21 protein-coding genes and 2 pseudogenes are annotated in these 23,959 nt (G+C 57.3%); 4 read left to right on the top strand and 19 right to left on the bottom strand.

Features of this window, described 5'->3' with window-relative positions; translation table 11 throughout:
* Positions 1-14: 14 nt before the first annotated feature.
* From ACP7AL_RS12615 to ACP7AL_RS12660, 10 genes and pseudogenes are all read right to left on the bottom strand, one after another.
* The gene (locus ACP7AL_RS12615; protein ID WP_425991774.1) at positions 15-260 is read right to left on the bottom strand and encodes a PilZ domain-containing protein; all 246 of its coding nucleotides are present in this window, start codon (positions 258-260) and stop codon (positions 15-17) included.
* Positions 261-269: 9 nt separating this feature from the next.
* Positions 270-584 carry a hypothetical protein gene (locus ACP7AL_RS12620; RefSeq protein WP_002714842.1) on the bottom strand — a complete coding sequence of 105 codons (315 nt, stop codon included), beginning with the start codon at positions 582-584 and terminating at the stop codon, positions 270-272.
* A 48-nt stretch (positions 585-632) separates the two neighbouring features.
* Positions 633-2,818 (bottom strand): annotated as a pseudogene (locus ACP7AL_RS12625) (heavy metal translocating P-type ATPase).
* Positions 2,819-2,844: 26 nt separating this feature from the next.
* A complete protein-coding gene (locus ACP7AL_RS12630; RefSeq protein ID WP_034461932.1) occupies positions 2,845-3,192 on the bottom strand; it encodes a hypothetical protein in 348 nt (115 codons plus the stop codon).
* A 136-nt stretch (positions 3,193-3,328) separates the two neighbouring features.
* Entirely contained in the window at positions 3,329-3,706 is a 378-nt protein-coding gene (locus ACP7AL_RS12635) for a hypothetical protein (protein ID WP_002714838.1), read from the bottom strand.
* A complete protein-coding gene (locus ACP7AL_RS12640; protein WP_024575745.1) occupies positions 3,703-6,918 on the bottom strand; it encodes an efflux RND transporter permease subunit in 3,216 nt (1,071 codons plus the stop codon). The genes ACP7AL_RS12635 and ACP7AL_RS12640 overlap by 4 nt, the downstream gene beginning before the upstream one ends.
* Complete coding sequence (locus tag ACP7AL_RS12645) at positions 6,911-7,276, bottom strand: P-II family nitrogen regulator (RefSeq protein WP_002714836.1); 366 nt, start codon at positions 7,274-7,276, stop codon at positions 6,911-6,913. The genes ACP7AL_RS12640 and ACP7AL_RS12645 overlap by 8 nt, the downstream gene beginning before the upstream one ends.
* Entirely contained in the window at positions 7,266-8,216 is a 951-nt protein-coding gene (gene ihpB / locus ACP7AL_RS12650) for a divalent metal ion exporter adaptor subunit IhpB (protein WP_425991778.1), read from the bottom strand. Before ihpB ends, ACP7AL_RS12645 begins: the two co-directional genes overlap by 11 nt.
* Positions 8,213-9,490 carry a divalent metal ion exporter subunit IhpA gene (gene ihpA / locus ACP7AL_RS12655; protein WP_425991780.1) on the bottom strand — a complete coding sequence of 426 codons (1,278 nt, stop codon included), beginning with the start codon at positions 9,488-9,490 and terminating at the stop codon, positions 8,213-8,215. The genes ihpB and ihpA overlap by 4 nt, the downstream gene beginning before the upstream one ends.
* 60 nt (positions 9,491-9,550) lie before the next feature.
* Entirely contained in the window at positions 9,551-9,940 is a 390-nt protein-coding gene (locus ACP7AL_RS12660; RefSeq protein WP_024575744.1) for a hypothetical protein, read from the bottom strand.
* Between the two features lie 134 nt (positions 9,941-10,074).
* Here ACP7AL_RS12660 and ACP7AL_RS12665 point away from each other — a divergent pair, with 134 nt between their 5' ends.
* Positions 10,075-10,986 (top strand): cation diffusion facilitator family transporter, encoded by a 912-nt coding sequence (locus ACP7AL_RS12665; protein WP_024575743.1) that lies wholly within the window; start codon positions 10,075-10,077, stop codon positions 10,984-10,986.
* Between the two features lie 132 nt (positions 10,987-11,118).
* Here the strand turns inward: ACP7AL_RS12665 and ACP7AL_RS12670 are convergent, their stop codons facing one another.
* From ACP7AL_RS12670 to ACP7AL_RS12695, 6 genes are all read right to left on the bottom strand, one after another.
* Positions 11,119-11,880: a class I SAM-dependent methyltransferase gene (locus tag ACP7AL_RS12670; protein WP_343206151.1), complete on the bottom strand. Its 762-nt coding sequence runs from the start codon at positions 11,878-11,880 to the stop codon at positions 11,119-11,121.
* Positions 11,765-12,808: an arsenic resistance protein gene (locus tag ACP7AL_RS12675; RefSeq protein ID WP_425991783.1), complete on the bottom strand. Its 1,044-nt coding sequence runs from the start codon at positions 12,806-12,808 to the stop codon at positions 11,765-11,767. The genes ACP7AL_RS12670 and ACP7AL_RS12675 overlap by 116 nt, the downstream gene beginning before the upstream one ends.
* A gap of 165 nt (positions 12,809-12,973) precedes the next feature.
* A complete protein-coding gene (locus ACP7AL_RS12680) occupies positions 12,974-13,960 on the bottom strand; it encodes a L,D-transpeptidase family protein (RefSeq protein WP_024575740.1) in 987 nt (328 codons plus the stop codon).
* A 45-nt stretch (positions 13,961-14,005) separates the two neighbouring features.
* Positions 14,006-14,491, bottom strand: coding sequence for a signal peptidase II (lspA, locus tag ACP7AL_RS12685; protein WP_034461930.1), 486 nt, complete (start codon positions 14,489-14,491; stop codon positions 14,006-14,008).
* A gap of 25 nt (positions 14,492-14,516) precedes the next feature.
* Complete coding sequence (locus tag ACP7AL_RS12690; protein WP_024575738.1) at positions 14,517-15,266, bottom strand: cytochrome c biogenesis CcdA family protein; 750 nt, start codon at positions 15,264-15,266, stop codon at positions 14,517-14,519.
* 124 nt (positions 15,267-15,390) lie between these two features.
* Entirely contained in the window at positions 15,391-17,919 is a 2,529-nt protein-coding gene (locus ACP7AL_RS12695; RefSeq protein ID WP_425991787.1) for a heavy metal translocating P-type ATPase, read from the bottom strand.
* A 68-nt stretch (positions 17,920-17,987) separates the two neighbouring features.
* Between ACP7AL_RS12695 and ACP7AL_RS12700 the strand changes: the two genes are divergently transcribed.
* Positions 17,988-18,392 carry a MerR family transcriptional regulator gene (locus ACP7AL_RS12700; protein ID WP_029659689.1) on the top strand — a complete coding sequence of 135 codons (405 nt, stop codon included), beginning with the start codon at positions 17,988-17,990 and terminating at the stop codon, positions 18,390-18,392.
* Between the two features lie 84 nt (positions 18,393-18,476).
* On the opposite strand, the pseudogene ACP7AL_RS12705 reads toward ACP7AL_RS12700, so the two are convergent.
* Together ACP7AL_RS12705 and ACP7AL_RS12710 are read right to left on the bottom strand one after the other, a co-directional pair.
* Positions 18,477-18,791, bottom strand: a pseudogene (locus ACP7AL_RS12705) (efflux RND transporter permease subunit); the annotation flags it as partial.
* A 730-nt stretch (positions 18,792-19,521) separates the two neighbouring features.
* Positions 19,522-20,346 carry a hypothetical protein gene (locus ACP7AL_RS12710; protein ID WP_425991789.1) on the bottom strand — a complete coding sequence of 275 codons (825 nt, stop codon included), beginning with the start codon at positions 20,344-20,346 and terminating at the stop codon, positions 19,522-19,524.
* A 212-nt stretch (positions 20,347-20,558) separates the two neighbouring features.
* Between ACP7AL_RS12710 and ACP7AL_RS12715 the strand changes: the two genes are divergently transcribed.
* Together ACP7AL_RS12715 and ACP7AL_RS12720 are read left to right on the top strand one after the other, a co-directional pair.
* Complete coding sequence (locus tag ACP7AL_RS12715) at positions 20,559-20,885, top strand: hypothetical protein (RefSeq protein ID WP_425991791.1); 327 nt, start codon at positions 20,559-20,561, stop codon at positions 20,883-20,885.
* Positions 20,886-21,024: 139 nt separating this feature from the next.
* Entirely contained in the window at positions 21,025-21,765 is a 741-nt protein-coding gene (locus ACP7AL_RS12720) for a flagellar hook-basal body complex protein (RefSeq protein WP_425991793.1), read from the top strand.
* A 93-nt stretch (positions 21,766-21,858) separates the two neighbouring features.
* Here the strand turns inward: ACP7AL_RS12720 and ACP7AL_RS12725 are convergent, their stop codons facing one another.
* Positions 21,859-23,904 (bottom strand): carbohydrate porin, encoded by a 2,046-nt coding sequence (locus ACP7AL_RS12725; protein ID WP_425991795.1) that lies wholly within the window; start codon positions 23,902-23,904, stop codon positions 21,859-21,861.
* Positions 23,905-23,959: the final 55 nt, after the last annotated feature.

Here is a 23,959-nt window from a genome sequence, read left to right on the forward strand (position 1 = left end):
ATCGGCCCCCTAAGTCAGATCGGTTCGAACACCACGCCGAGCCTCTTTTCCGTCATCCAAATAACTCGACAAGCTCGCCGAAACTCGTCTGCGGCAATTACAAGAGTAAATTTCTTCGGAACTCCTGCTGGGCCCCTAATTTCCAGCAAGGCTCCAGTGGAACTGAGACTCCGGACTGTGCAGGAGATCGCCGCATCTCCGAAAGAGATTATGCCGGCTCTAAAAACTTTCCTTCGTTCATGATACCCCAAGACCGACACCGCGTTTGTCTAATCGACTTTCTTCTCCGCCTTCTCGCCTAGTTTGACGATGTCGCCCTTCGTGAACAGAATCCCTTGTAGCTCCGCACGCCAGTCCGGCTTTTTTCGGAGAAGAAATTCGAGGTTCATTCCGAAATGTTTGAACTCCTCCTTCTGCGCGTTTGCCATAATCGCCTTGGCGTTCTTGTCCTTTTCGACAGAGATTCTCTGTTCGTACCAACTGATGGCTTCCGCCTCCTCGATCAGAGATGTGATCATCCGCGCGAAAGTACGAGTTTCCTGTGAAAGCTCTTCCGGCGGCTCGTGATACTGATCGAAACCCATCTGCTTTCCTTCCGTTGAAACAAAACTGCTTGCAGTTCTTCCACATCATTAAAGTTTGGGCGGCGCCAACAGGCGCAAGGCGTTTATGGTCACCAGAACCGTAGCGCCAGTATCCGCGAGAATGGCCGGCCACAGACCCGTCAAACCGACGACCGTCGTCACGAGGAATACGACCTTCAAACCAAGTGCGACAGCAATGTTCTGCTTGATGTTGATCATAGTGCGCTTTGACAGATCGACCATCGCCGCGACGTCTGCGACGCGACCGTGAAGCACAGCGGCGTCGGCGGTCTCGAGCGCGACGTCGGTGCCTCCGCCCATGGCGATGCCAACATCTGCGGCGGCCAGCGCGGGGGCATCGTTGATGCCGTCTCCAATTTTCGCAACTGACCAGCCCGCTTTCTGAAACTGAGCAACGATCCTCTGCTTGTCCTCAGGCAGCAATTCCGCCTGAACCTCGATTCCAAGACGCTCGCCGATTGCATTTGCCGTTCTGCGATTATCTCCAGTCAGCATGACCGTCTTGATGCCCATCTCGGTCAGTGCCTTCAGGCCTGCTCTTGCGTCCGGTCGGACCTCGTCGCGCATCGCGATTGCGCCAGCCACTTCATGCCCGACCAGAACGATGGAAACCGTCTTTCCCTCATGATTGAGCGCAGAAATCTGCGTCCTTTGCTCTGGTGTCATCGGAGCCCGTTCACCAGCGGCCTTCGGAGATCCGACGAACACCTCAACCCCCTCCACCATAGCACGAACGCCTACTCCGCCCATCGCGTTGGCGTCGGACGTCGGCGGCAACGATAGCTCCCGCTCGGTTGCTTTCGCTAGAATGGCTGTGGCGAGGGGGTGGCTCGAACCCAACTCGAGCGCGGCGGCAAACCGCAATACGTCCGTTTCGGTGCGTCCATAGCCGATGATGTCCGTGACCTGGGGCTTACCGGCGGTCAATGTCCCGGTCTTGTCAAAGCACGCGACGGTGATCTTGCCGATCTGCTCGAGTACGGCGCCGCCCTTCATCAAGAGCCCCCGCCTTGCCCCTGCGGATAAGCTTGCGGCAATGGCGGCCGGCGTCGAAATCACCAGCGCGCATGGGCAGCCAATCAGGAGGATGGCAAGCCCCTTATAAATCCAGTTACTCCAGACACCGCCGAACAGGAGTGGCGGAACGACGGCGATCAAGGCCGCAACAACCACCACACCGGGGGTGTAGTACCGGGAAAAGCGATCAATGAAGCGCTCTGTCGGAGCCTTCGATTCTTGAGCTTCCTCGACTAATCGGACGACACGCGCGATCGTATTGTCGGAAGCTGCGGCCGTGACGCGCACACGCAGCAAGCCATCACCGTTGACGGTACCGGCAAATACGATTTCCCCAGGTCCCTTTCGGACCGGTGTGCTTTCGCCGGTCACCGGCGCTTCGTCGATCCCGCTTTCTCCAGAAAGGATGACGCCGTCGGCCGGGATGCGATCGCCGGGTCGGATTGGATGATCGCTCCGACCGAAAGACTGTCCGCCTGCACCTCGCGAACCAACCCATTTTCTTCCAGCCGGGCCGTTTTCGGAACAAGCTTGGTCAAGTCCTGGATGCTGGCACGGGCGCGACTTGCGGCCACGCCTTCCAAGAGTTCGCCAATCAGGAACAGGAAGACAACAGTCGCGGCCTCTTCGGTTGCTCCAATGATCACCGCACCCACGGCGGCGACTGACATCAACATTTCGATCGAGAATGGCGTGCCAGCCCGCGCTGCAGATAGCGCGCGCTTCGCGATTGGAACGAGCCCGACCATCATGGCGAAAAGGAATGCCCAACGCTCTGTAGCAGGAAAGAATTTGCCCAGTAGAAAAGCCGAGGCCAAGGCCAAGCCGCACGCAATGGTGAGCATCCCCTTGCGGGTTCGCCACCAAGCCTGGTTGCTCGAACCGGCCCCATCAACGTGCGAATGGAGTTGGTCGTAAGAAGCCGGGAGCGTTCCATCATCCGTCTCATCACCAGCGGGCTTGGCTGCAAGCTCTTCCACGCGCGTGATTCGATAGCCCAAATCCGAGATCTGGTTTTGAATCTTTTCGTTTTCCGCTTTACCGTCATGACTAACTGTCACCGTGCCCCGACGTACTGAGACCGTTACGTCGCCAACACCGGGCATCCGTTGCAGGGCGTTTTCGATCTTCGTGGCGCAAGAGGCACAGTCCATCCCCTCGACACCGAGGCGCAAACTGCGTGGGGTGCCGGCCATGGGCGGGCTTTTGGTTGTGTGGCTGATCATGTTTTGCCTTCTTTGCGCAGCCTTTTATATAACGCCGCGACGGCGTCGGAAAAATTGATCGCCGAGTTCTGAGCGCAGTGATCTTCGAGGAAATGCAACTGGTTTACGAGATCGAACGTGACCGGATTGAGGTCGAGTTGTTCATCGACACCGCTGGGTCTGCTCGACAGAATTCCACTCATGAAGCCTTGTGCCCAAGCCAGATAGTCGCGACGAAGGATAGGGTTGGATCTAATATCAATGCTGAAACGCTGACACGTCGTTGCGCCCAGCCCGACAATCTTGGCTTGGGAAGATTGCGCCTGAACTGCAGACCATGAACCAGCGGCTGTCAGGAAAAACATTCCCACGGTCCATGGGAAGCACAAACGAAAGACGCTTGGGAGAGCGGAGCATATGGTGCGATGCGCCGGATTCTCTAGGCCGATGGGACGAAAGCCTGACCTTATCGCCATGAACCGCTATCCTCGTTTAATCATCCTATTTCTTGAATTTCGCCTGGCCTGATTTTCCGTCGGCTGTCTTGATGGTCAGCGTGATCGTCGCGCCCGCGGCAATCGGGGCCTTTGCCTCGCCCTTCAATGCGTTCTCTCCCGATGGCGCAAGTGTGACCGTCTCGCGCCCCGCTCCCATGGCAATAAGAGCGGCGCCCGTGAAGCCCTTTGTGGAAACCGGCTTTTTGCTTTCGTCAAAGACGTTGATCATGATTGTGCTTCCGGATGTAACCAGTTCTGCTTCAACTCCTGCGACATCCTCCATCTGCCCGCCATTCGGTCCCTTTTGGCTTCCATGGGAATGTTGCGCGAAAGACGGCACCGACCAGATGAGGGACAGCACAATGATTGCAATGTATTTCATGTTGTAACTCCATTGGTTGTGGGTTGAGGTCCTTCGCCCCTCTCGCCGTTCTCACGCCGGAAAAGAACGTAGAGCGCCGGCAGGACAAGAAGCGTGAGAAGTGTCGATGAAATAATTCCGCCGATTACGACGGTCGCCAGCGGCCTTTGAACTTCTGCTCCGGCGCCGGTGGCAACCGCCATCGGCACGAAGCCGAGCGACGCAACAAGCGCCGTCATGAGGACGGGCCGCAGCCTCGTCAATGCGCCCTCTCTGACAGCATCTATGATCGCGTGACCTTCGGAGCGCAGCTTTTCGATGAAGGTGATAATCACCAGCCCGTTAAGCACGGCGACACCGGACAGCGCGATAAATCCAATGCCTGCGCTGATCGAAAGAGGAATGCCCCTAAGCAAGAGCGCAAGTATGCCGCCGGTCAATGCGAGCGGAACGCCGCTGAACACCAAGAGCGCGTCAGGCATCGAACCCAAGCTCATGAAGAGCAGCAGAAAGATCAGAAGTAGCGCGATTGGCACAACGATGGTCAATCGCTGCGTTGCGGAGACCAGTTGCTCAAACTGACCGCCCCACCCGACCCAATAGCCTGCCGGAATCTTCACTTTCTCGGCGATCTGGCTTTGCGCATCGGCAACGAACGATCCCAGGTCCCGTCCCCGCACGTTCGCGGAAACAACGATTCGGCGCTTGCCGTCCTCGCGACTGATCTGATTGGGGCCCGGCGCGACATCGATCTGGGCAAGTTCGGACAACGGGGCGTATCTGATCTGGGCGAGCGGAGAATTTCCCCAAACTGCGCGCGTCGTCATCGCCTTCGCCTGCCCGTCGAGCGGAGGCAGCGGTATCGGAAGCGACCTGATCGCTTCCAAATTTGTGCGCAAGCGCTCCGGAAGCCGCACAACCAGTTCGAAGCGCCGATCGCCCTCGAAAACCAGACCAGCACTCTTACCGCCGACAGCGATCTCGACGAGATTTTGAACGTCCGCGACGCTGATGCCGTAGCGCGACAACGCCGCACGATTGAGCTTGACAGTCAGTACCGGCAGCCCCGAAATCTGCTCGGTCTTGACATCGGCCGCGCCCTGGACGTTCTGTATGACAGCCTGAACCTGTGCAGCAACTTGAGCCAGAACCTCCAGATCGTCGCCGAAGATCTTGACGCCGACATCGCTGCGAACCCCCGAAATCAATTCATTGAAGCGCAACTGAATCGGCTGCGAGAGTTCGTAGCTGCTGCCCGCGATTTCTTCGGCAGCTTTCTCGATGGCTGTGACGACCTCACTCTTTGGCTTCTTCGGATCCGGCCACTGTTCACGCGGCTTGAGCATCACGTAGCCATCGGAGATCGAAGGCGGCATCGGATCGGTTGCAACTTCTGCAACGCCAGTACGGGCGAAAGTTTCCTTCACCTCAGGTATCTTGAGAAGGCGCTTCTCGAGCATTTGTTGCATCTCGAGCGACTGCGTTAGGCTTGTGCCTGGAATACGAATCGCCTGCAGGGCGACATCTCCCTCGTCCAGGCTCGGGATGAACTCGCCGCCCATTTTGGACGCCGCGAAGCCGCTAATAATGACCAGGAACGCGGCCAGGAACGCAATCATGCCGCGATGCTGGATTGACTTCGATAACAGGGGAACATAGATGCGGCGCGAGCCGCGCATGAACCAGTTCTCTTTCTCCGACACTCGGCCAGTTACCAGCAGCGCGACCGCGGCAGGTACGAACGTCATCGACAGGATGCTGGCGCCAAGCAACGCCATCAGCACCGTGAGAGCCATCGGCGTGAACATCTTGCCCTCGACGCCGGTCAGCGTGAGGACGGGCAGGTAGACGACCGCGATGATGAGAGTGCCGAACAGGCTTGGACGGATAACTTCGCGTGATCCCTCCAGAATCGTCGCGAAACGCTCTTCGCGTTTGAGAACGCGGCCCAATTTTTGCTGCTCATGCGCCAGCAAGCGCAGACAGTTTTCGACGATGATGACGGCGCCATCGATGATGATACCGAAATCGATTGCACCCAAGCTCATCAGGTTGGCGCTGACCTTGTTTTCGAACATTCCCGTGACGGTGAACAGCATGGACAACGGGATCACGAACGCCGTTGCGATCGCCGCCTTGAAGTTCCCGAGGATCAAAAACAGAATGACGATGACGAGAAGCGCACCTTCCACGAGATTCTTTTCCACGGTTGCGATCGTGGCTTCAACGAGATGGGTACGGTCGTAGATCGCGCGGGCCGTCACGCCTTCCGGAAGCGACCGGCCGATCTGTTCGAGCTTCGCGGCAACGCGCTGCGCAACCGTACGACTGTTCTCGCCGATCAGAAGCATCGCGGTGCCCAGCACCATTTCTTTGCCGTTCAGCGTGGCCGCGCCGGTTCGAAGATCCTTGCCCTCTTTCACGTCGGCAACGTCGGAAATACGAACTGGCACGCCATTGCGCGACCCGATGACCACCTGCTTGATCTCTTCGATGTTGGCGACTTGTCCGGGCGTGCGCACCAGATATTGCTCGCCGTTGCGCTCGATATATCCGGCGCCGACATTGGCATTATTGGCAGCAAGCGCGGACATGATGTCGCGAAAGCTAAGTTTGTAGGCCATCAATTGCGCCGGATCAGGAAGCACATGAAACTGCTTCTCGAAGCCGCCGATGGTGTTGACTTCGATTACGCCCGAAGTGTTTCGCAGTTGCGGTTTGATGATCCAGTCCTGAATTGTCCGCAGATCCGTCGGGGTGAATTCCTCGCCGCTGGGTTTGAGCGCTCCTGGCTTGGCCTCAACCGTATACAGATAGATTTCTCCAAGACCGGTCGAAATCGGGCCCATCGCCGTTTCGACACCCGTGGGCAGGCTGTCCTTGACCTGCTGAATGCGCTCATTGACGAGTTGTCGCGCGAAATAAATGTCGGTGCCGTCTTTAAAGACGACGGTTACCTGGCTCAGCCCGTATCGGGAAAGCGACCGAGTGTTAAGCAGGTTAGGAAGACCGCCCATACCGGTTTCGATCGGAAACGTGATCCGCTGTTCCACCTCAAGCGGTGAGTAGCCCGGGGCGCTGGTATTGATCTGAACCTGAACGTTGGTGATGTCGGGCACCGCATCGATCGGCAGGCGCGTGAAATTCCACGCTCCGAACGCTGCCATGAGCACAGCACCGATCATCACCAGCCACCTCTGGCGGATGGAAAACGAAAGGATACCGTCAATCATTGGACTTCTCCGGACGTTTGCCGATTTCCCGGATGCGAGCGAAAGAATGGATGGGGGTTATGAACACGACGCCATCTCCCTTCCTTCCGGTCCAGGCTGCAGACGCGATGCGGTCACGAATCTCATCGGCCAGTTCGGGTCGGCACACCAGCCGGAGTTCGAGAAAATTATGATATGTGAGATCGAATTCAGACGAGACATAGGCACCGCCTTGCCCTCGTCCTCGCCCCTGACCGCGGGTTTCGGTGAATGTGAAACCCGGAAAGTCAGGCAGGTCGTGAAGCATGCGCACCACGTGCCCTTCCATGTGCGGCCTAATCAGCGCTGTTACCAGCATCATGTCGCGATCAGTGTTCATGCGAAGCCGATCCTTTCGCCATCTCTGCCTTGACGATAAAACTGTTCTGGGCGGCATAGACGTCGCCCTCCACAAGGCCGAATGCTATTTCGACGATTTCCGGGTCGCGCCCGCCGAGTTCGACATCGCGGACTTCAAACTTGTCGCCGTTGCGGACGAACACGACGGTTCGATTTTCCACTGTCTGCAGCGCGGACGATTTCACCGCGACATTCACCTTCTTCGCCGACAACGACAGCCGACCAGTAATGAATAGGCCCGGACGCAGCCGTTGATCTAAATTTAGCACGATGGCTCTCGCGATTGCGCTCTGGGTGTCGCTGCTTCCCATTGGAGCCAGATAGGCAATCTTCGTTTCGATCGGCGGACCACCGTCGGCCGGATCGACAAAAACCTGGTCGCCGACGCTGACGCGGTTCAGATCGCGGCGGTAGACAGAAAGATCCACCCAGACGGTCGACAGATCCGCGATAACAAACGCCGGCTTTTGCTCGGAAACGTATTCGCCCAGTGTGGTCTGGCGATCGATCACCGTACCCGCGAGAGACGCCTTCAGTTCATAAGGCGTAAGGCTCTGGTTGCTCTCGACGATCGCAAGAACATCGCCCTTTTGGACGCGATCGCCGACCCGCTTGCGGGTTTCGCGCACGATTCCGGGAAATCTCGGCGTGACCTGCACCAGCGATTCCTGGTTTGGCTGGACAACGCCGTTCAACAGCAGGCTATCGCGCAAGACGCCGGGTGATGCCTTGGCAAGTTCGATACCGGCTGCGGCCACTTTGGCGTCGCTCATTTCGACCCCTTCGGAATGTTCTTCCTTTTCCACCTTTTCCGTCGAGCCTGGTTTGGGAGTTGCCGGCGCCAGCAACCGATAGCCGCCATAAGCAAGCGTCCCGACAACTAGCAAAAACACCGAGTACCGAATTAGTCCTTTGATCATCTTGAACTCTCGCGGGTTAGCGAAAACGGGTTACCGACGAGACCTTCGATCGTCGCGATGGCGATATGGAAATTCTGCAAGGCCTCCTGCTCGCGAAGGAGCGCCTGCAAAACCGAGCCCCGGACGTCGAGCAGCTCGAGCAAGGTGAACCTGCCTTGCGTGTAGCCGCTCAGGATAGTCTCAGAAGCGCTGCGCGCCTTCGGGATGACCGAAGACCGCAGCAGCTTGAGTTCCGCAAGCGCTCCAGTCAGCGTGTCGTAGGCACGGCCCGCGATGCTGATGAGGACGAGCTTGTTGATGGCGCGCTCGGCATTGGTCTTTGCCAACGACTCCTGGGCCGCGATGATGTTGCCGGTGTTTTGGTCGAAGATCGGCAACGGAATCGAGACGCCCAAGCGCACGGCGTTGTCGTTGGTGTCCTGATAATGCCGCCAACCCGCCGAAATGCGCGGGTCAGGGATCGCTTTTAGGCGCGCGATGAGCAGTTCGGCATTGCGCTGGGCAGTGACGGCAGTCCACCGCATGAGCTGGGGATTGGCTTCGATGGCGTTGACGACCGCCTGAAAAGAAGGTGGCTGGCCAATATTCGCAAGCCGCCCGACCGCGGTTCCGAAACGCGGACTGCTGTCGCCCATCAGGATGGCCAGATCCCGCCGCGCTGTCGCCAATAGCGTTTTCGACCGCTCGCGTTCGACTCGAAACAGATCGGCCGCGACCTGGGCCCGCAGGGTCTCGGCTGGCGACGAAGCGCCCTCCTGGACGTGTTTTTGAAGCAGTGGAATGAGCGTATCGAAGCTTGCAATCTGCTCGTCGAAGATCTCGATCCGGCGTTGGGCGCTGATAATCGTGATGAACGCGATCGCGGTTTCCGAGAGGACTTCGAGACGCGTCGCGCGCCTTTGCCAGACCGCGCTTCCTACGCCGGCTTCGCCGGCGGCAAGACGAGCTTCGCGCTTCCCTCCAAGCTCGACGAGTTGGCTGAGCTGTAAAGTTGTCTCGGCAGATCGCGTTCCCTTGTAGGGACCCGAGCCAAGGGCACTATCCAGTTCAAAGGAAACGTCAGGATTAGGCAACGCTCCAGCCTGAATGCGAAGCCCCCCTGCTATCCCGATATCGCGTTCAGCGGCTGTTAAGCGCGGATTAGCCGACAGCGCCCGCTGCAGGGCCTGCGGCAGCGAAATGGAGCGCGTGGGACGCGGTTCGGTGGCTGCAGCGGGAATTGTTATCATAAGCAATGCGCAAATCACGCGCAAAGCCGTTCGGACGAAAGACATAATACTGACCTGAAAACGGAGAAACGGCGACGCGAGAGAGCCGCGTCGCTACGACAACGTTCAGATCAGATTTTTGGGGGGTGGCGTGTCGAGCCGGGGGTGGTCTTCGACCAGGAGCGTCGGTTCCCTGAATCGTGGCCCAATAAGCTGAGCCGAAGGAGTAGCAACCCGGGCCAGGACCGGCACTAAAATCGGTGCATAGACTTGACAATACTCACCGCCGGCGGACAATTTTTCGGAGTTTCCGTCGTCGAGACCGTCCGTTGCCAAACTCGCTTCAAGCGCAATCGTTGTTGGAATGACCTTGAAACCTGTGATCGTTTCGTTCACATGCGCGGTCGCATGGGCCAGTCCAACAAAAAGATAAACGAACGCCAGGAACATCACCAGCGCCGGGCGAATGCGCAGCGCTCGTTGATCAAATAGATTCCGGCTGGCCCGATGTTCCATATGGTCCGAATAGCAAATTCCGTTACTGAACACTATCACAAAGTGCCTGAAATCAGCTTCTCGAGTTTGATTTTCACCCGAAACTACCCTAGCGGTGGTTCAGTCAGTCGATTGCGACACTTTGAGGCACATACATGGGTGAAGGTCATTCGCACGGAGGAGCTATCCCATCGGCGGCTGGCCGACACCGGAAACCTCTCTATATCGCGCTCGCGCTGACCTTGACTTACATGACCGCCGAAATCGTCGGCGGGATTTGGACCGGAAGTCTTGCGCTGATCGCCGACGCCGCGCACATGGGAACCGACGCCGGCGGCCTAGCTCTGGCGTTGTTTGCGATTTACTTCGCCCAGAAGTCCACAACTCCACAAAAGACGTATGGCTATCTGCGCACTGAAATCCTCGCCGCATTGACCAATGCCGTGGTGCTGTTGCTCCTGACGGTTTACATTCTTTATGAGGCTTACAAACGATTTCTGTCGCCGCCCGAAATTCTCAGCGGACCGATGCTTGCCGTCGCGGCGGTCGGCCTTGTCGTCAATCTCATCAGCATGAAGCTGCTTTCGGCTGGTTCTTCGGAAAGCCTCAACGTCCAGGGTGCCTATTTCGAGGTGCTCAGCGATATGCTCGGTTCGCTGGGGGTGATCGCCGCCGCCCTGATCATCATGTACACCGGCTGGACCTTGGCCGATCCCATCATCGGCGCCGGCATCGGCCTGTTTATCGTGCCCCGAACCTGGACGCTGTTGAAGCAAGCCGTCCATATCCTGATGGAGGGGGTTCCGGTCGAAGTTGATGTGCCTTCACTTGAAAAGGCATTGCTGGAAATTCCCGGTGTGACCGCCATTCATGATTTGCACGTCTGGACCATTACATCCGGAACGGATTCATTGACCGGCCACGTGGTTGTCACCGACATGAAAGACGCACGGGCAATCCTGATGAACGCAAAGGCCGTTCTCGAGGAGAAATTCAAGATCGATCATGTGACGATTCAGATTGAGGACGAGGAAATGCGAACGGCCGAGCCTGTGCTGCGCATCTGAAGCTGTCCTGTCGGTCCCCGACCTACACGAAGTTGCCTGCCGCCGGTTCAGCCATTGCATCAGTCTGATTCCGGAATGCTGGCGAAAATTTAAACCAAATAGAGAGTTAAAAATATTCGGCACCGCAACGGCTCAGTTGCGGCGTGCGCAGATTATGGCGATGCGGCCGACCATCTCGGAAACGGTGTTCACGCGACGCACACCATCAAACCCTGTCTTCTTGATTAAGTTCAACCAACTGCCGTCGAGATGGGACTTCGCGGTCTCAGAGCCGAACAAATAGCCGGTGCCGCGAAGTGCGTGGATCTCTCGCGGGTGCAGCGGTTGGTCGAAGTCGGCAATGTGCAGTGTACCGCCGTGCCGCAATACTCGCCTCATTTCCTTGAGGAGGGCAACCTTATCACTCAGCCGTAAAGGATGCAGCGCGAGCGATAAGATCACCTTGTCGAATGATGCAGCACGGCAATTGATGCAGTGCTGATTCCCGTGCAAAAGCTCGAGATTGCTTAAGGCGTTGCGGACGCTCGTGTTTAATCCCGCAGGCTGTACGGCAGAAAAATGTACTGCGGGATACTGACGTGCAAGCACCTCGCACAAGCTGCACCCCTCCGCGCTCACCTCCAGGACTCGCTCGCCTGAACGTAGCGCGGCCTCCTGTATTAGTGGCTCCCGCCAGTTTCGCGCCCGAATCGTTAACCGGTAGCCCCATTTACATACGAACATGAGCAAGCGAACGCGCACCGAACTCATAAGTGATGAACGGCAAGTTATAGGCATGTCAGTGTGACCGCGTACGTGACTGTCTGTGTTTGCCACTATCCGTTCGCATCTGTTCAAGTTTGGCCGCGACGGACAATGACTGGGCCGGACCGAGTTTCCCGATGAAGCGAACATAGAGTAGTTCGCTGACCAGCTCGACAAGCGTCTGCGCTACAATGACGGCAGGCAATACCGGGACTGCGCCGGGTATTGCAAATGCAATTGGTAGCACCACGAGCGAATTCCGTGTAGCAGCACTGAAGGCAACTGATCGACCGGCCGGCGCATCGAGACGGAACAGTCGCCCAATGCTCCAACCGATCAAGGGCGCGGAAACCGCGAACGCTACATAAATTGGAAGCACGTGCAACACAGCATTCATTGCCGACCCAAGCCGCGGCACCACGGCGGCGGTGACCACGAACAGGACAAGCGCTGTCGCCGGCACCGCCAGCATCCCCAACACCGTTGACACCCGAGTAATGGCGTTGCTGCTCGCAGCCCATAACTGCACGACGGCAGCGAGAACGAGAGGAACAGCAATCAACCACACGAATGCATGGACGAACGGCCCGAACTGCACGAGACCGGCGGCATCTTCTCCGAGCAACAGACCAAGATAAATCGGTAGCAGCAGCATTTGCAGAATAAGCAGGGCCGGTGTCGTCGCCAGCAACAAATGGGCATCGGCTCGGCCCAGATGTGAAAACGTCACGACGTAATCGATGCAAGGAGTGAGCAGCACCAAGAGCACACCAAGTCGCTCCATAGAGCCAGCAGGGAGGAGTTGAACAAGCGCCGCTACGAGAAGCGGAACGGCGATGAAGTTCGCGATGAGCAGAGCTGCGAGGAAATCGAGCCGAGCGAAATGTTGCCTGAGGTCTGCAAGCGGTACCTGTAGAAAGGTCACGAACAGCATCAGTGCGAGCGCAGGATTGACACTGGCCTCAAGAGTAGTCGTGCCAGGGAGAAGCAAGGCGCTTATGCCTGCCACCACGACGGTACCAAAATAAATACCGATTTGCCGGTTCTCCAGAATAACCTTGATACTTCGAGTGTCCATTCTCTCTCGCATTGGCTCGTTATGAAGCGGAATCGGAAACCTTCTTTGGCCAGCCGCCGCACTTTTCAGCGGCTTGAATTTTCACGCTCCTTAATGCCGTGCAGCTGACCGTGCTCGCTTCGCGACCTCCCCAGATTCCCATCTCAACGCTCGTAAAGTAATATGTTATTGGATTGGCATTTCTAGCGGCTCTCCCTTTAGCGCCTCCAGCCGACTGACCTCGGCGACGTTGAAGCTCGCATATGATGAGGGTGCCGCGTCCAATAAGCGCCGATAACTTTTGTGCATGTCTCCATCGAGATAAACGCGTTTGAATGCACCAGTACCGGCGCGCACGAGCTGAGCTACCTGTTGGGTGTCGTTGCGTTGCTTTTCCTCAACAAGTGCCGCTGTTTCTGGTTCATACACCAATTCCGGGCAGGGCCGAGAGGCGCGAAGCGGGCCCCGAGGCGCGCTCGCATTGAAAACGTAGTTCCCGCCGCACGCGTCAACTGTAGGCTCGTGACGCACAACCTCGAAATGATCCGAACCTTCCTTCAGGTTCTTCCAAAACGCAAAATTCGGATCGGCACGGTATTTGGCCAGATTCTCAGCTGTCATGCGAAACGGTAATGCTTGAACTTGGATGCCCTTTTGGCCACCGGCGAACGCCTCCCGCGCAAGCGCATATATTTCAGCCATCCCGTCATTCGTCATCGCGTAGCATCCGCTCGAAGTGCATTCACCATGCACCATCAAATGACGTCCAGATCGACCGTGCGCCCGATCGACCTCGTTCGGAAATCCCAGATCGAATGAAAGAAAGAGCTCCGAGCGAGGGTTCATTTGCTTAGGCGTAACGAGATAAAATCCTTCGGGGGCCTGACGGTCTCCTTCCCGATTTTTCGGACCTAACTGGCCGGACCATCGACAAATGCCGTACGTCTTCAGCAAAGCGTAACGGCCGCTGCTCTCGCGTTTCCACACTTCAAGTTCATTTTCCTGTTTGAAGATGCGCACCAAGATCGGGTCTGACGAGGTCATTCCCTTGGCCTGCATGTCTGACAATAAGACCGTGGGTATCGACCGCAGATGCTTAGCAGCGTCAAATTGAGGCGTCGAACATCCCAGGAGAAGGACTGAAACCATAAGTGTGGCGATGATCTTCGACAATTCGAACTCCGAAGCGTTATAGAGTGCAAGCCGTGCTTACAAACATCAGCGTTCTTCTTGTGTGCTTGCCGTGTTGGCCCTGCCCGGTTGTGTGACGAAATGCAACATCAGCAGAGATGTTCCGCAGACGATCCCGACGTCGGCCATGTTGAAGGCCGGCCAGTGCCAATTCCCGAGATGAAAATCCAAAAAATCAGGTACGGCACCGCGCCGTAAGCGGTCCGTGGCATTCCCGAGCGCTCCACCGACGATCAAGCCGATGGCAACGCGCACGAATGGGACGTTAGCGCGACCCAGCCAGACCAAAAGGGCTGCGGACATCGCGATCGCGAATGCCACGAAAATCCACGCCGGAACGCCAAGGCCTCCAAACAGCCCAAAGCTAACTCCGGTATTCCAGCCCAGCACTATGTTAAAAAACGGCGTAAGGCCGATCGCCGCTGGCGGATTCATGAGATGATTGAGTATCCACCATTTGGTGGCTTGGTCTATGATGTACCACGTTGCAGCCACCGCCAGTGTTGCTCGCATTATCACACTCCACCTGCGCGCCTACTCAGCCAATTTGACCCAGCATCGGAAACGTTTCGAAGAACCAGATCGCAACGTCAGTGAGATGACCGGTAATCATTGCAACCCCCATAGCGATCATCACGAATCCGGCAATCAACTGCAAAATGCGACCGGCGCGTCCAAATTTTCCCAAGCGTCCGACAAATCTGCTGGAAAAAAGCGCCGCCAGAACGAACGGCAACCCAAGGCCGAGAGAGTAAATGGCAAGCAGCGCCACACCGCTCGCGCCGGAGGAAGACGAAGCCGCGACTGCAAGGATTGCGCCAAGGACCGGACCAATGCAGGGCGTCCATCCAAACGCAAATGCAGTACCGAGGAGATAGGCAGAGACCGGCCCTGTTCCCGGCCGTGCGATTTGCACGCGCGTGTCGCGCTCGATCCAAGCAGGACGCCAGAGGCTTGTCGTAAAGATACCAAACAGAATTACCAGTAGACCGCTAAGTATATTGATTTCGTATCGGTAAACTGCGAGCATCAAGCTCAAGGCGTTGGCGCCGGCACCAAGTGCTACAAAGATCGTCGTAAATCCGAGGACAAAGCATACACTCAAAAACAGTACGCGAAGCTGCTGCCGAGCCGGGACCGATTGATCGCCGTCCGCCGGTGGGAGGCTTTGACCTGCGACATATGAGATGTATGCCGGCACCAGGGGAAGGACACACGGCGATAGGAACGAGACCGCTCCGGCCGCGAACGCCGTGACAATGCCGACGACGGAAAGGTCAAGCGTCATCGGTGTATGCCCAACAAATAACTCATCAACTCAAGAACTTTCATCCGCCAGCTTATTTCAGTGAGAGCACACCGTTCCGCCTCTGCAGTCAGAGGCAATCGGCCACGGCTATTCGTCGATGGATTTACGTCTGAGCTGACTGATCGCGGCTTAATAGTCGGAGCCCGTTCAGCACGACCAGCAGCGAGGCTCCGACATCGGCTGCGATAGCACCCCATAGGGACGCCCATCCGACGATCGTCAGACCCGTGAACAGTAACTTGACGGCAAGCGAAAAGCCGATGTTTTGCCGGACGATCGCCAAGGTGGCCTTGGAATGACGAATGAGCCAAGGCAGCCGCGATAAATCGTCCTGCATGAGGGCAATATCTGCAGTCTCAATGGCGGCGTCAGACCCGATTGCTCCCATAGCGATGCCAACGTTTGCGCGTGCCATCGCGGGAGCATCGTTTACGCCATCTCCAATCATCCCGACATGGCCGTACCGCGCAACCAACCTTTCAACAGACTCGACCTTCTGTTCGGGCAAGAGCTCCGCGTGCACCTCATCGACGCCAGTTTCCCGCGCAATCATTTCGGCAGTGGCCTTGTTATCGCCAGTCAGCATCACGACGCGCTCGATACCTGCCGCGTGTAGGTCGGCCACAATACGCTTGGCCTCGGGTCTCACCGCGTCAGCGACGGCAATCAGGCCCCAGATCTCGCGGTCATCGCCAACGCCGATAACGGTGCGCCCAGCACTTGCAAGAGCATCGGCCGCTTGAAGCGCCTCGGCCGAATTCGAAAGCCTATCATGTTCTTCAATAAAGCGACGAGACCCTAACCAAGCTTCTTGCCGGCCGATGCGTCCTACGACACCTTTGCCGCGCACTGCCTGAACGCCATTGGCGGGGACCGCCGCAATGCCGGCTTCGGCCGCTTTTTCAAGGATCGCGTGGGCCAAAGGGTGCTCACTGCGAGCTTCAAGGGCAGCCGCCAACTTCAGCAGTTCGCCCTCGCTGTGATTGTTGAAGGTGACGAGTTCGACGACCTTGGGGCGTCCTTGCGTCAGCGTGCCGGTTTTGTCCATGGCTATTGCCTTGAGCTTCGACGGTGTCTCAAGGTGCACGCCGCCTTTTACCAGCACGCCTTGTTTTGCGGCACCAGCCAGAGCCGCCACGATGCTGACCGGAGTGGAGATGACGAGCGCGCAGGGGCACGCGATGACAAGAAGAACCAGGGCGCGATAAAACCATACGTCCCATGCTCCGCCGAATATAAGCGGCGGAATGACCAACACCGCCACCGCAAGCCCCATGACGCTCGGCGTATAGATTCGGGCAAAGCGTTCGACCCATTGCTCGGAAGGCGCGCGGCGGCTTTGCGCGGAGCCCACCATTTTGATGATGCGGGCGAGCGTGGTGTCTTGCGCGCCCTTTGTGGTTTCGATTTCCAGCGCACCTTCGCCATTGATGGTTCCGGCGTAGACCACAGAACCTTCCGATATCGAGACGGGGACGCTTTCGCCGGTGATGGGAGCTTGGTTCACTTCGCTTGCACCGGTCAGGACGATTCCGTCGAGCGGAATTTTATCGCCAGGCCGTACAACGATGTGAGCACCGATTGACACCTCCGCAACAGGAACTTCCTTCTCCATTCCGCTTGCAAACTTCACGCGCGCGACGGCCGGAGCCAGTTCCATCAGCGCTGCTACGGCCCGACGCGCGCGCCCAAGGCTCCACGCCTCCAGCGCCAGGGCAAGCGCGAAAAAGAATGAGACGGTGGCCGCCTCGAACCATTGGTGAATGGCAACAGCGCCCGCGACGGCAATGACCATCAGCAAATTCATGTCAGGCCGCAGACGTCGCGCGGAAAGTAGGGCCTTCGGCGCGACATATCTGATGGCACAGACGACAGCCAGCGCATACGCCAGGATGGCGGCGATTGGAGCAGGTGCGAACACCCCAGGAGTTTCACTGAGCGCGGCAAGCACGCTTCCCGCGGACGAAGCATGAATGGCAAAGCCAAGTGCGGTCAGAATTCCGCTGGCTGCCGTTAGGAGCGATTGGGTGCGACGCCTTCGATCTTCGGCAAGAGCACCTTCAGTCTTCGGGCCTTCAATCCACTGTTCCGCACGCATGCCAGTCCGCGCAACAGCCTTCTCGATGCTTGCCAGCATAGCTGCATCGGGATTACCGCTCACGGACATCCGACCGTTGATGAGGTCAAATACAAGCCTGTCCTCGCCGACCAACGGCCCGACTTCGCGCTTGAGAGCGGCGACTTCGTCTCCGCAATCCATGCCATGGATCTTGAACACCACTCCGTCTGGGGCTGCGGCAGGTACGGGCGCGGTGAATGCAACGTCGTCGCCGGCGCAGCCGGTGCAAGCGGCGTCCGTCGCCGACACACTCAATGGCAGCTTCTGGTCACGTAACAATTCCGCGACCATTCCAGTGGTTGCGACGGCAACTAGAATGTCATCAATTGCCGGAGAAACACCCGGCGCAACATCCATACGACCTGCCTTCGTGTCAAAGGAGAGGTTGTCTTCGCCACCCACGAGCGGACCAACCGCGCTCTTGAGTTGACGGGCCTCGTTTTGACAATCGAGGCCTATCACGCGGAAAGAGAGCTGATGGGTCAGCCGACTCGGCACGGAAAGATCTGTCATTTGTCACCTCGACTTTCTCGACGTGACTGCTCATATAAACCCTGTAGCAACTAGAGGGTCAAGGGCGCATGTCCGTGCAAGTCTTAAAAATCGGCGACCTCTCCAGGGCAACCACCACCAAGGTCGAGACGATACGGTACTATGAGAACATAGGCCTTCTCCCCGCGCCCAGTCGCACGGCAGGGAATTTCCGATCATACGCTCCGGAGCATCTAGTCAGACTAAGCTTCATACGCCGCGCAAGAGAGCTGGGCTTCACATTGGACCAAGTACGTAACTTGCTCGACCTTTCCGACGAAAAGCGGCGATCTTGTGAATCTGTAGACGCAATCGCCCGAGAACATCTCAGACAGGTAGACCGTAAGATCGCCGACCTAAAGGCCCTCCGGGCCGAGTTGGATAGCGTGATCAATCAGTGCAGGTGCGGAACGATTGCTGATTGCCGCATCATCGAAGCGCTAGGACCCTCGTAGGCGCCCACGTAGAGACTTCGAATCGATGCCTTAATCAGAATGGCTGCAGACAGCTCTCATAAGAAATTTACAACAGCCGCCGTCTTAGAGATGAGGGAAAGAACAATGCGATGTACTTCGTGTTGCAATTCCGTTGGATGGGGGGTGAAGTCGTTCGTCGCTCGCGTTTTCACGCCGGAACAAAACGTAGAGCGCGGGCAGGACGACAAGCGTGAGTAATGTCGATGAGATAATTCCACCGATGACCGCGGTCGCAAGCAGCCGTTGTACGTCAGCGCCGGCGCCGGTTGCGATCGCCATCGGCACGAAACCCAGCGATGCGACGAGTGCCGTCATGAGTACAAGCCGCAACCTCGTCAGCGCCCCCTCTCGGACGGCATCGATCAGGGCATGTCCTTCTTGCGCAGCTTTCGATGAAGGTGATGGACGTTGCCGACACTGATTCCATATCGCGACAGCGTCTGCCGGTTGAGCTTGACGGTCAGCAACGGCAATCCGGACACTTGCGGATCTCCTCCCAGACTGCCGCCGATCGAATGAGCGAATGATGAATGGATCCGGCATGCCTTGTTCAGAATCGCGCCGCGACAATGAGCATATAGCCCCATTTACATACGAACATGAGCAAGCGAACGCGCACCGAACTCATAAGTGATGAACGGCAAGTTATAGGCATATCAGTGTGACCGCGTACGTAACTGTCGGTGCTTGCTAGTATCCGTTCGAACCTGTTTAGGTTTGGCCGCGACGGACAATGACGGGGCCGGACCGAGTTTCCCGATGAAGCGAACATAGAGTAATTCGCTGACCAGATCGGCAAGCGTCTGCTCCAATGCCGGTTTCGCGCGGTCCGACACTATCCGTTCGGCGACGGATATCCTCCAGACTGCCGCCGCTTGAATGAATGATGAATGGATCCGCCATCCTTTGTTCAAAATCGCGGTGCGACAATTGAGCGTAATACAGGCGCGCGGCTCACCATAAAATGGTTCTACCATTCTGACTATGGTTGCGCTGAAGCGCCGACTTGGCGCCAGGTTACGGCGGAGTCGGTTCTGCGCATTTGAAACTGGCCTGCCGGCCCCCGACCTGCACGAAGTCGCCTGCCGCCGGATCGACCATTGCGATATCACGGGCCGGCGACGGGCCGGTTGGCAAGATTCTCATCTTTATATCCGTCCAATTTATCTCCGAACTCGCGTAGCAGGAACAGACTGACATCGTCGAGCGAGTCATGATCTTTGCGGAACGGCTGCTCAAGCGTCTCGATGAGATAAAGCGCATATACAAACATATAGGATATAAAGCCAAAAATCAGCGCCGTACCGGGCGAGCCTTCAGTCTCCAAGAACAGCAAAAGCAGCACGATAGCTGCAACCAACGTCTTCACCAAAATGTACACGGAAGGCACGAATTGCATGCTTTGAATGTGATAGATTCGGAAGACGCATCTGCGCAGTTGATCTTGCTGGCCGCGCAGCCGCACGATGAAATTCGCCGGCATGCCCAAAATATCCATTTGCGCAATCATCGGAGTGAGCTTGTCGATTTCGAGGATGGCTGGCCGCAGATCCTTGTGGGCCCCCTCGTGTCCAAGCCCCCTTTGCAAGACGATCAGGATGTTCCCGAGTATCGTTCGCAGCGGACCGACTTTGAAATTCGGACACTTCTCGGCGAAACCGACAGCGTCGTCATGGATTGCCTCCAATGCCACGCGAATGTCGGCCGGCAATCGCTCCGATTCTTTGTAGTCAGAAAGAACGCCCGACAGCAGAAAACCGATGATGAAGATTGCGCCACCGATTGCGCTGGTCAACAGCGTGCTCAGCGTCACGAATTCGAACTGCATCCAGTGAACAAACACCTTGATGGCGCTGATCGCGACGACCAATCCCGTCACGAGGAAGAATAACTTGAGCTTCTTCAACTCGTGATGCCCGTTGATCCATTTCATAAGGCGGACCTTTGCGATCGAATGAGACTTTATAACAGCTAATCTCTTAGAGCAAAGAGGGGGACCTTGTGTGGCTTACGTTCGGCCATACATAGGCATTGATGGAGTGATCGCCAACTACCGTACGGGAATTGATTTGGCACGCAGGAAGTGACCGAGTTTATGTCTCTTGCGGGATTCTTGATTGCTATCGACCGAAAGGGAACGTTGCCATGAAAACCATCATCACGATTGCGGCTGGCGTTATTCTTTTGAGTGGCGTCGCAGCCGTAACTCCCGCAGCAGCCTTACCGGCCTCCGGAAGCGCCATAGATGCGCGAAGTATTGCTGCGAGCGAGCAAGTGCAGCCCGTTCACATGCGCCGGCATCGTCATCATAGGCACTACGCGCATCGACGTTATCGCGTTAGTCCTTATTACGGCTATGGATACGGTTACGCACCACCTGTATTCATACCGTTTGGCTTTGGTCATCACGGCGGACACCACTTCGGTGGCCATCATTTCGGTGGTCATGGCGGACACCACGGCCATCACTGAGTTCGCAGAGCGCGCCTGGACGCGGGAACCAAGTGGTGAGAGCTGGCCGTGCACCCAAGATGTCGCATTGCGCTGCGTAGCGACGGCGGCATCGTAGCAAGCCATACGCCTAATTTGATTCGCCGTGAAAGGGACCGCCGTGGGCGAGACCACGCTTATCCATCTTTCGCGCCTGATGGTTCTCAGGCGTCAGCTCGACGTCGCGGCAAATAACATTGCGAACGTCGAAACTTCCGGGTTCCGTGCTCAGCATCTTTCCTTTCAAGAGTACCTCAAACCAGAAAATAGTCAGGTCGTCGGCGTCAAACCCGAACGTCCCCTCTCTCTGGTCGATGCTGCATTTGGATTTACGGCGGATTCGCCCGGGGCGCTCCAGATCACAACGAACCCGCTCGACCTGGCGATCAACGGAAATGCCTATTTCGTCGTTCAAACCCCTCAGGGAGAGCGATACACCCGAGACGGATCATTCAGTCTTGATAAATCTGGCCGGCTGGTCACCATGGAGGGCCACACAGTTCAGGCTGGAAATGGCGCTGTAACAGTGCCCGCCCAAGCTGGCATCATCAGTATCGACGCAAGCGGGCGGATTTCGACCAAGCTGGGCGAACTGGGCCGGTTGCGACTGGTCCAATTTCCAGAACGCGGCAATCTGCATGCGGTCGGTGGCAATCTGTTTCGATCGGACTCCGCTCCAGCTGCAATTTCAGACGGCTCTGCGAAGGTACTGCAGGGTGCGGTAGAGAAATCCAATGTCCAGTCAAACGCCGAGATAAGCCGGCTGGCCGAAATCAACAAAGCTTACGAAATGGTGAGCAAGTTGTTGAAAAGCTCACAGGACGTGACTGAGTTAAACAGGCTGGCTGATGTACCCGATTAGTCAGGCCTGAACTGACGTCGGCCGGTCTGCTTTTGACTGCGCACTTTCAAGCATGCTGAAACTTGTGTGCTTCTTCGTCGGGGCACGACGACGTCAAAATTCTCCGCGCAGACGGCCTGAGAACACCGACACCGGGCCGCGATCCGCATTGTAAGCGGGGTTGGCGATGAATTGATAGTCGGCAGTTGCCGTGATCTGCTTGTTAACGGCCAATGCGTAATAGATCTCAAGAATCTTCTCCTGTCGGTAATTGATTTGCCCGTCACCGATCAGCACGCCGAGGCCGCCGGCCGCGACAAAGTCGCGATGGTCCTTCGATAGGGCATTGAACGCGCCGCCGATCCCGATGACGTCGTCCGGCCGGCCCCATGACGTTCCCTTGATCGACGTGCCGAACGACAGGCTGGCGTCGATGTCGGTGAAAACCATGATTTCAGTCTTGCCATCGTTCCAGCTCCACCTTCCGAACACGCCGATATCGCTAGTGATCGCCTGCTCAACGTTGAACACGTAGCCGTATTTGATCCGCCCGCGGCGCGTCTGGCTGATGTCGAGATTGAGCGCCGGATCGTTCAATGTGTCCCGGTAACCGCCGGAATAGGCACTGTTGAGCCAGGCGATGGTGCGGAATTTCCCCGGCTGCGAAAACAGCGAATAGCGCGTTTCGAGCTCGAGGATGTAGTTGCCGCGCTGAAACACCTTCATGTCGAAATTGCCTGAGTTCGATTCCGAAACCATCAGGAAATAACCTGCGCGCAGCGCCCAGTATCTCTGGTTCAGTTCGGCCGTCACGCCATATGTCAGGCCGACCTTGTCGGCGGAATAGTCGAACGCGCCCGGCGCCCATATCGACCAGTTCATAAAGTCCTTGCGGGGATCCTTGGCGTAGGCATTGCCGTCGAACACATCGGGCACAGCGAACTTTCCGGCCTGTACTGTCAGCCGTGAGACGTCCGCTTTCCCCGCGAGTTGACCGGGGCCGCTGGGCAACTCTTCCTGCTTGCCGCCGAAGCCGAATGTCTGGCGCAGGTAAAATCGCGACGGGTTGAAGCGCGGATAAGGGAAGTTCGATTTTTGCGCCTCGCCGCTGGTAAAGCCGGCGACGCCGACGGTATTGCTGAGGCCGAAGCCCTGAAGCAATTCAGGGTTGAAGTAGACTTCGCCGCCGTCCCACAGCCGGGCATTCAGATAGAGGCTGTTGCTCCATGTCGCCTGCGACTGGCGGCTGGGCGTCAGGCTGTTCGTGCCCGTGTAGGGCGCATGAAATCCGGGATAGCCCTGCGACAGGTAGGTGGTCTGTCCGTGGATTTCCCAAATGTCCGATGACGGCGCGGTCCTTGCCGCTACTGGCTGCGATCCCGTGCTCCCCGGCCAATCGATCTTGCGGTTCAGGCCGATGCGAAGCGTCTGGAAATCCAGTGCCGAGGCATAGCGCGCTCCCGACGGCAACCGGACGTCGGCCGGTCCGAAATCGTAATAGAGATACTCCAGCCGCGCCGACCAGAGCGGATCGATGGCATATTCGAATCCGGCCCCGGCAGCCCAGCCGGTGCGACGCTGGATGCTTTTCTCTTCCAGTCCGCCCGACAGATCACTGGCGAAGCGCGTGCCTTCCCACGCAAATCCGCCGGTCGCATAGATCATCCATGAAGGTTCGGCATAACCGAGGCGCGCGCGCACGGAGCCGACGTAATCCATTTTCTCGGTCAGGCCAGCCTCCGCAGATCTTGGGGACGACACCACCGCGTTAGAGTTGATGTAGTTTGGAAACGTGATGTCGGCCTCGACGCCGAGCAAAACCCGCGAGGGCAAGACGACGTTATACCCGGCCTGCACGCCGCCGTTGATGCCGTTATAGGAGTGGGAGAGTGCCGACGGCAGCGGATCGAACCGCGTCGCGTTGGAGCGACCCCAGCCGTACCCCATGTGAGCGCCGATATAGAGGCCGCTCCAATCGAAATATGTCCCAGCGCGCTGCTCCTTGAGCGGCATCGCAATGGGCTTGTCGGCCGCCAGGCCGGCGTCGAACAACAGCGCCCCGAGCGCGATCCCGGCGAACAGGCTTTTCAAGATATTCGCGCCGCGACGCGGCTCGCCGATGACGTTTTGGCCTCGCAGCGTCATAAAAAATGTCGCCATTCTAAGTTGTCAGAGCTACTTGCGAATGACTATCAAATACTTGTTGCGAATAACT

This window comes from Afipia sp. DC4300-2b1 (assembly GCF_049895725.1).
Lineage (GTDB): Bacteria > Pseudomonadota > Alphaproteobacteria > Rhizobiales > Xanthobacteraceae > Afipia > Afipia broomeae.

Bases quoted from the DNA above. Each gene is read 5' to 3' on its own strand.
- ihpA (WP_425991780.1), bottom strand. From the start codon at position 9,490: ATGTCTTTCGTCCGAACGGCTTTGCGCGTGATTTGCGCATTGCTTATG.
- ACP7AL_RS12690 (WP_024575738.1), bottom strand. From the start codon at position 15,266: ATGACGCTTGACCTTTCCGTCGTCGGCATTGTCACGGCGTTCGCGGCC.
- ACP7AL_RS12725 (WP_425991795.1), bottom strand. From the start codon at position 23,904: ATGGCGACATTTTTTATGACGCTGCGAGGCCAAAACGTCATCGGCGAG.
- ACP7AL_RS12665 (WP_024575743.1), top strand. From the start codon at position 10,075: ATGGGTGAAGGTCATTCGCACGGAGGAGCTATCCCATCGGCGGCTGGC.
- ACP7AL_RS12645 (WP_002714836.1), bottom strand. From the start codon at position 7,276: ATGAACACTGATCGCGACATGATGCTGGTAACAGCGCTGATTAGGCCG.
- ACP7AL_RS12670 (WP_343206151.1), bottom strand. From the start codon at position 11,880: ATGTTCGCTTCATCGGGAAACTCGGTCCGGCCCAGTCATTGTCCGTCG.
- ACP7AL_RS12640 (WP_024575745.1), bottom strand. From the start codon at position 6,918: ATGATTGACGGTATCCTTTCGTTTTCCATCCGCCAGAGGTGGCTGGTG.
- ihpB (WP_425991778.1), bottom strand. From the start codon at position 8,216: ATGATCAAAGGACTAATTCGGTACTCGGTGTTTTTGCTAGTTGTCGGG.
- ACP7AL_RS12630 (WP_034461932.1), bottom strand. From the start codon at position 3,192: ATGTTTTTCCTGACAGCCGCTGGTTCATGGTCTGCAGTTCAGGCGCAA.
- ACP7AL_RS12700 (WP_029659689.1), top strand. From the start codon at position 17,988: ATGTCCGTGCAAGTCTTAAAAATCGGCGACCTCTCCAGGGCAACCACC.
- ACP7AL_RS12635 (WP_002714838.1), bottom strand. From the start codon at position 3,706: ATGAAATACATTGCAATCATTGTGCTGTCCCTCATCTGGTCGGTGCCG.
- ACP7AL_RS12620 (WP_002714842.1), bottom strand. From the start codon at position 584: ATGGGTTTCGATCAGTATCACGAGCCGCCGGAAGAGCTTTCACAGGAA.
- ACP7AL_RS12710 (WP_425991789.1), bottom strand. From the start codon at position 20,346: ATGAAATGGATCAACGGGCATCACGAGTTGAAGAAGCTCAAGTTATTC.
- ACP7AL_RS12695 (WP_425991787.1), bottom strand. From the start codon at position 17,919: ATGACAGATCTTTCCGTGCCGAGTCGGCTGACCCATCAGCTCTCTTTC.
- ACP7AL_RS12675 (WP_425991783.1), bottom strand. From the start codon at position 12,808: ATGGACACTCGAAGTATCAAGGTTATTCTGGAGAACCGGCAAATCGGT.
- ACP7AL_RS12715 (WP_425991791.1), top strand. From the start codon at position 20,559: ATGAAAACCATCATCACGATTGCGGCTGGCGTTATTCTTTTGAGTGGC.
- lspA (WP_034461930.1), bottom strand. From the start codon at position 14,491: ATGCGAGCAACACTGGCGGTGGCTGCAACGTGGTACATCATAGACCAA.
- ACP7AL_RS12660 (WP_024575744.1), bottom strand. From the start codon at position 9,940: ATGGAACATCGGGCCAGCCGGAATCTATTTGATCAACGAGCGCTGCGC.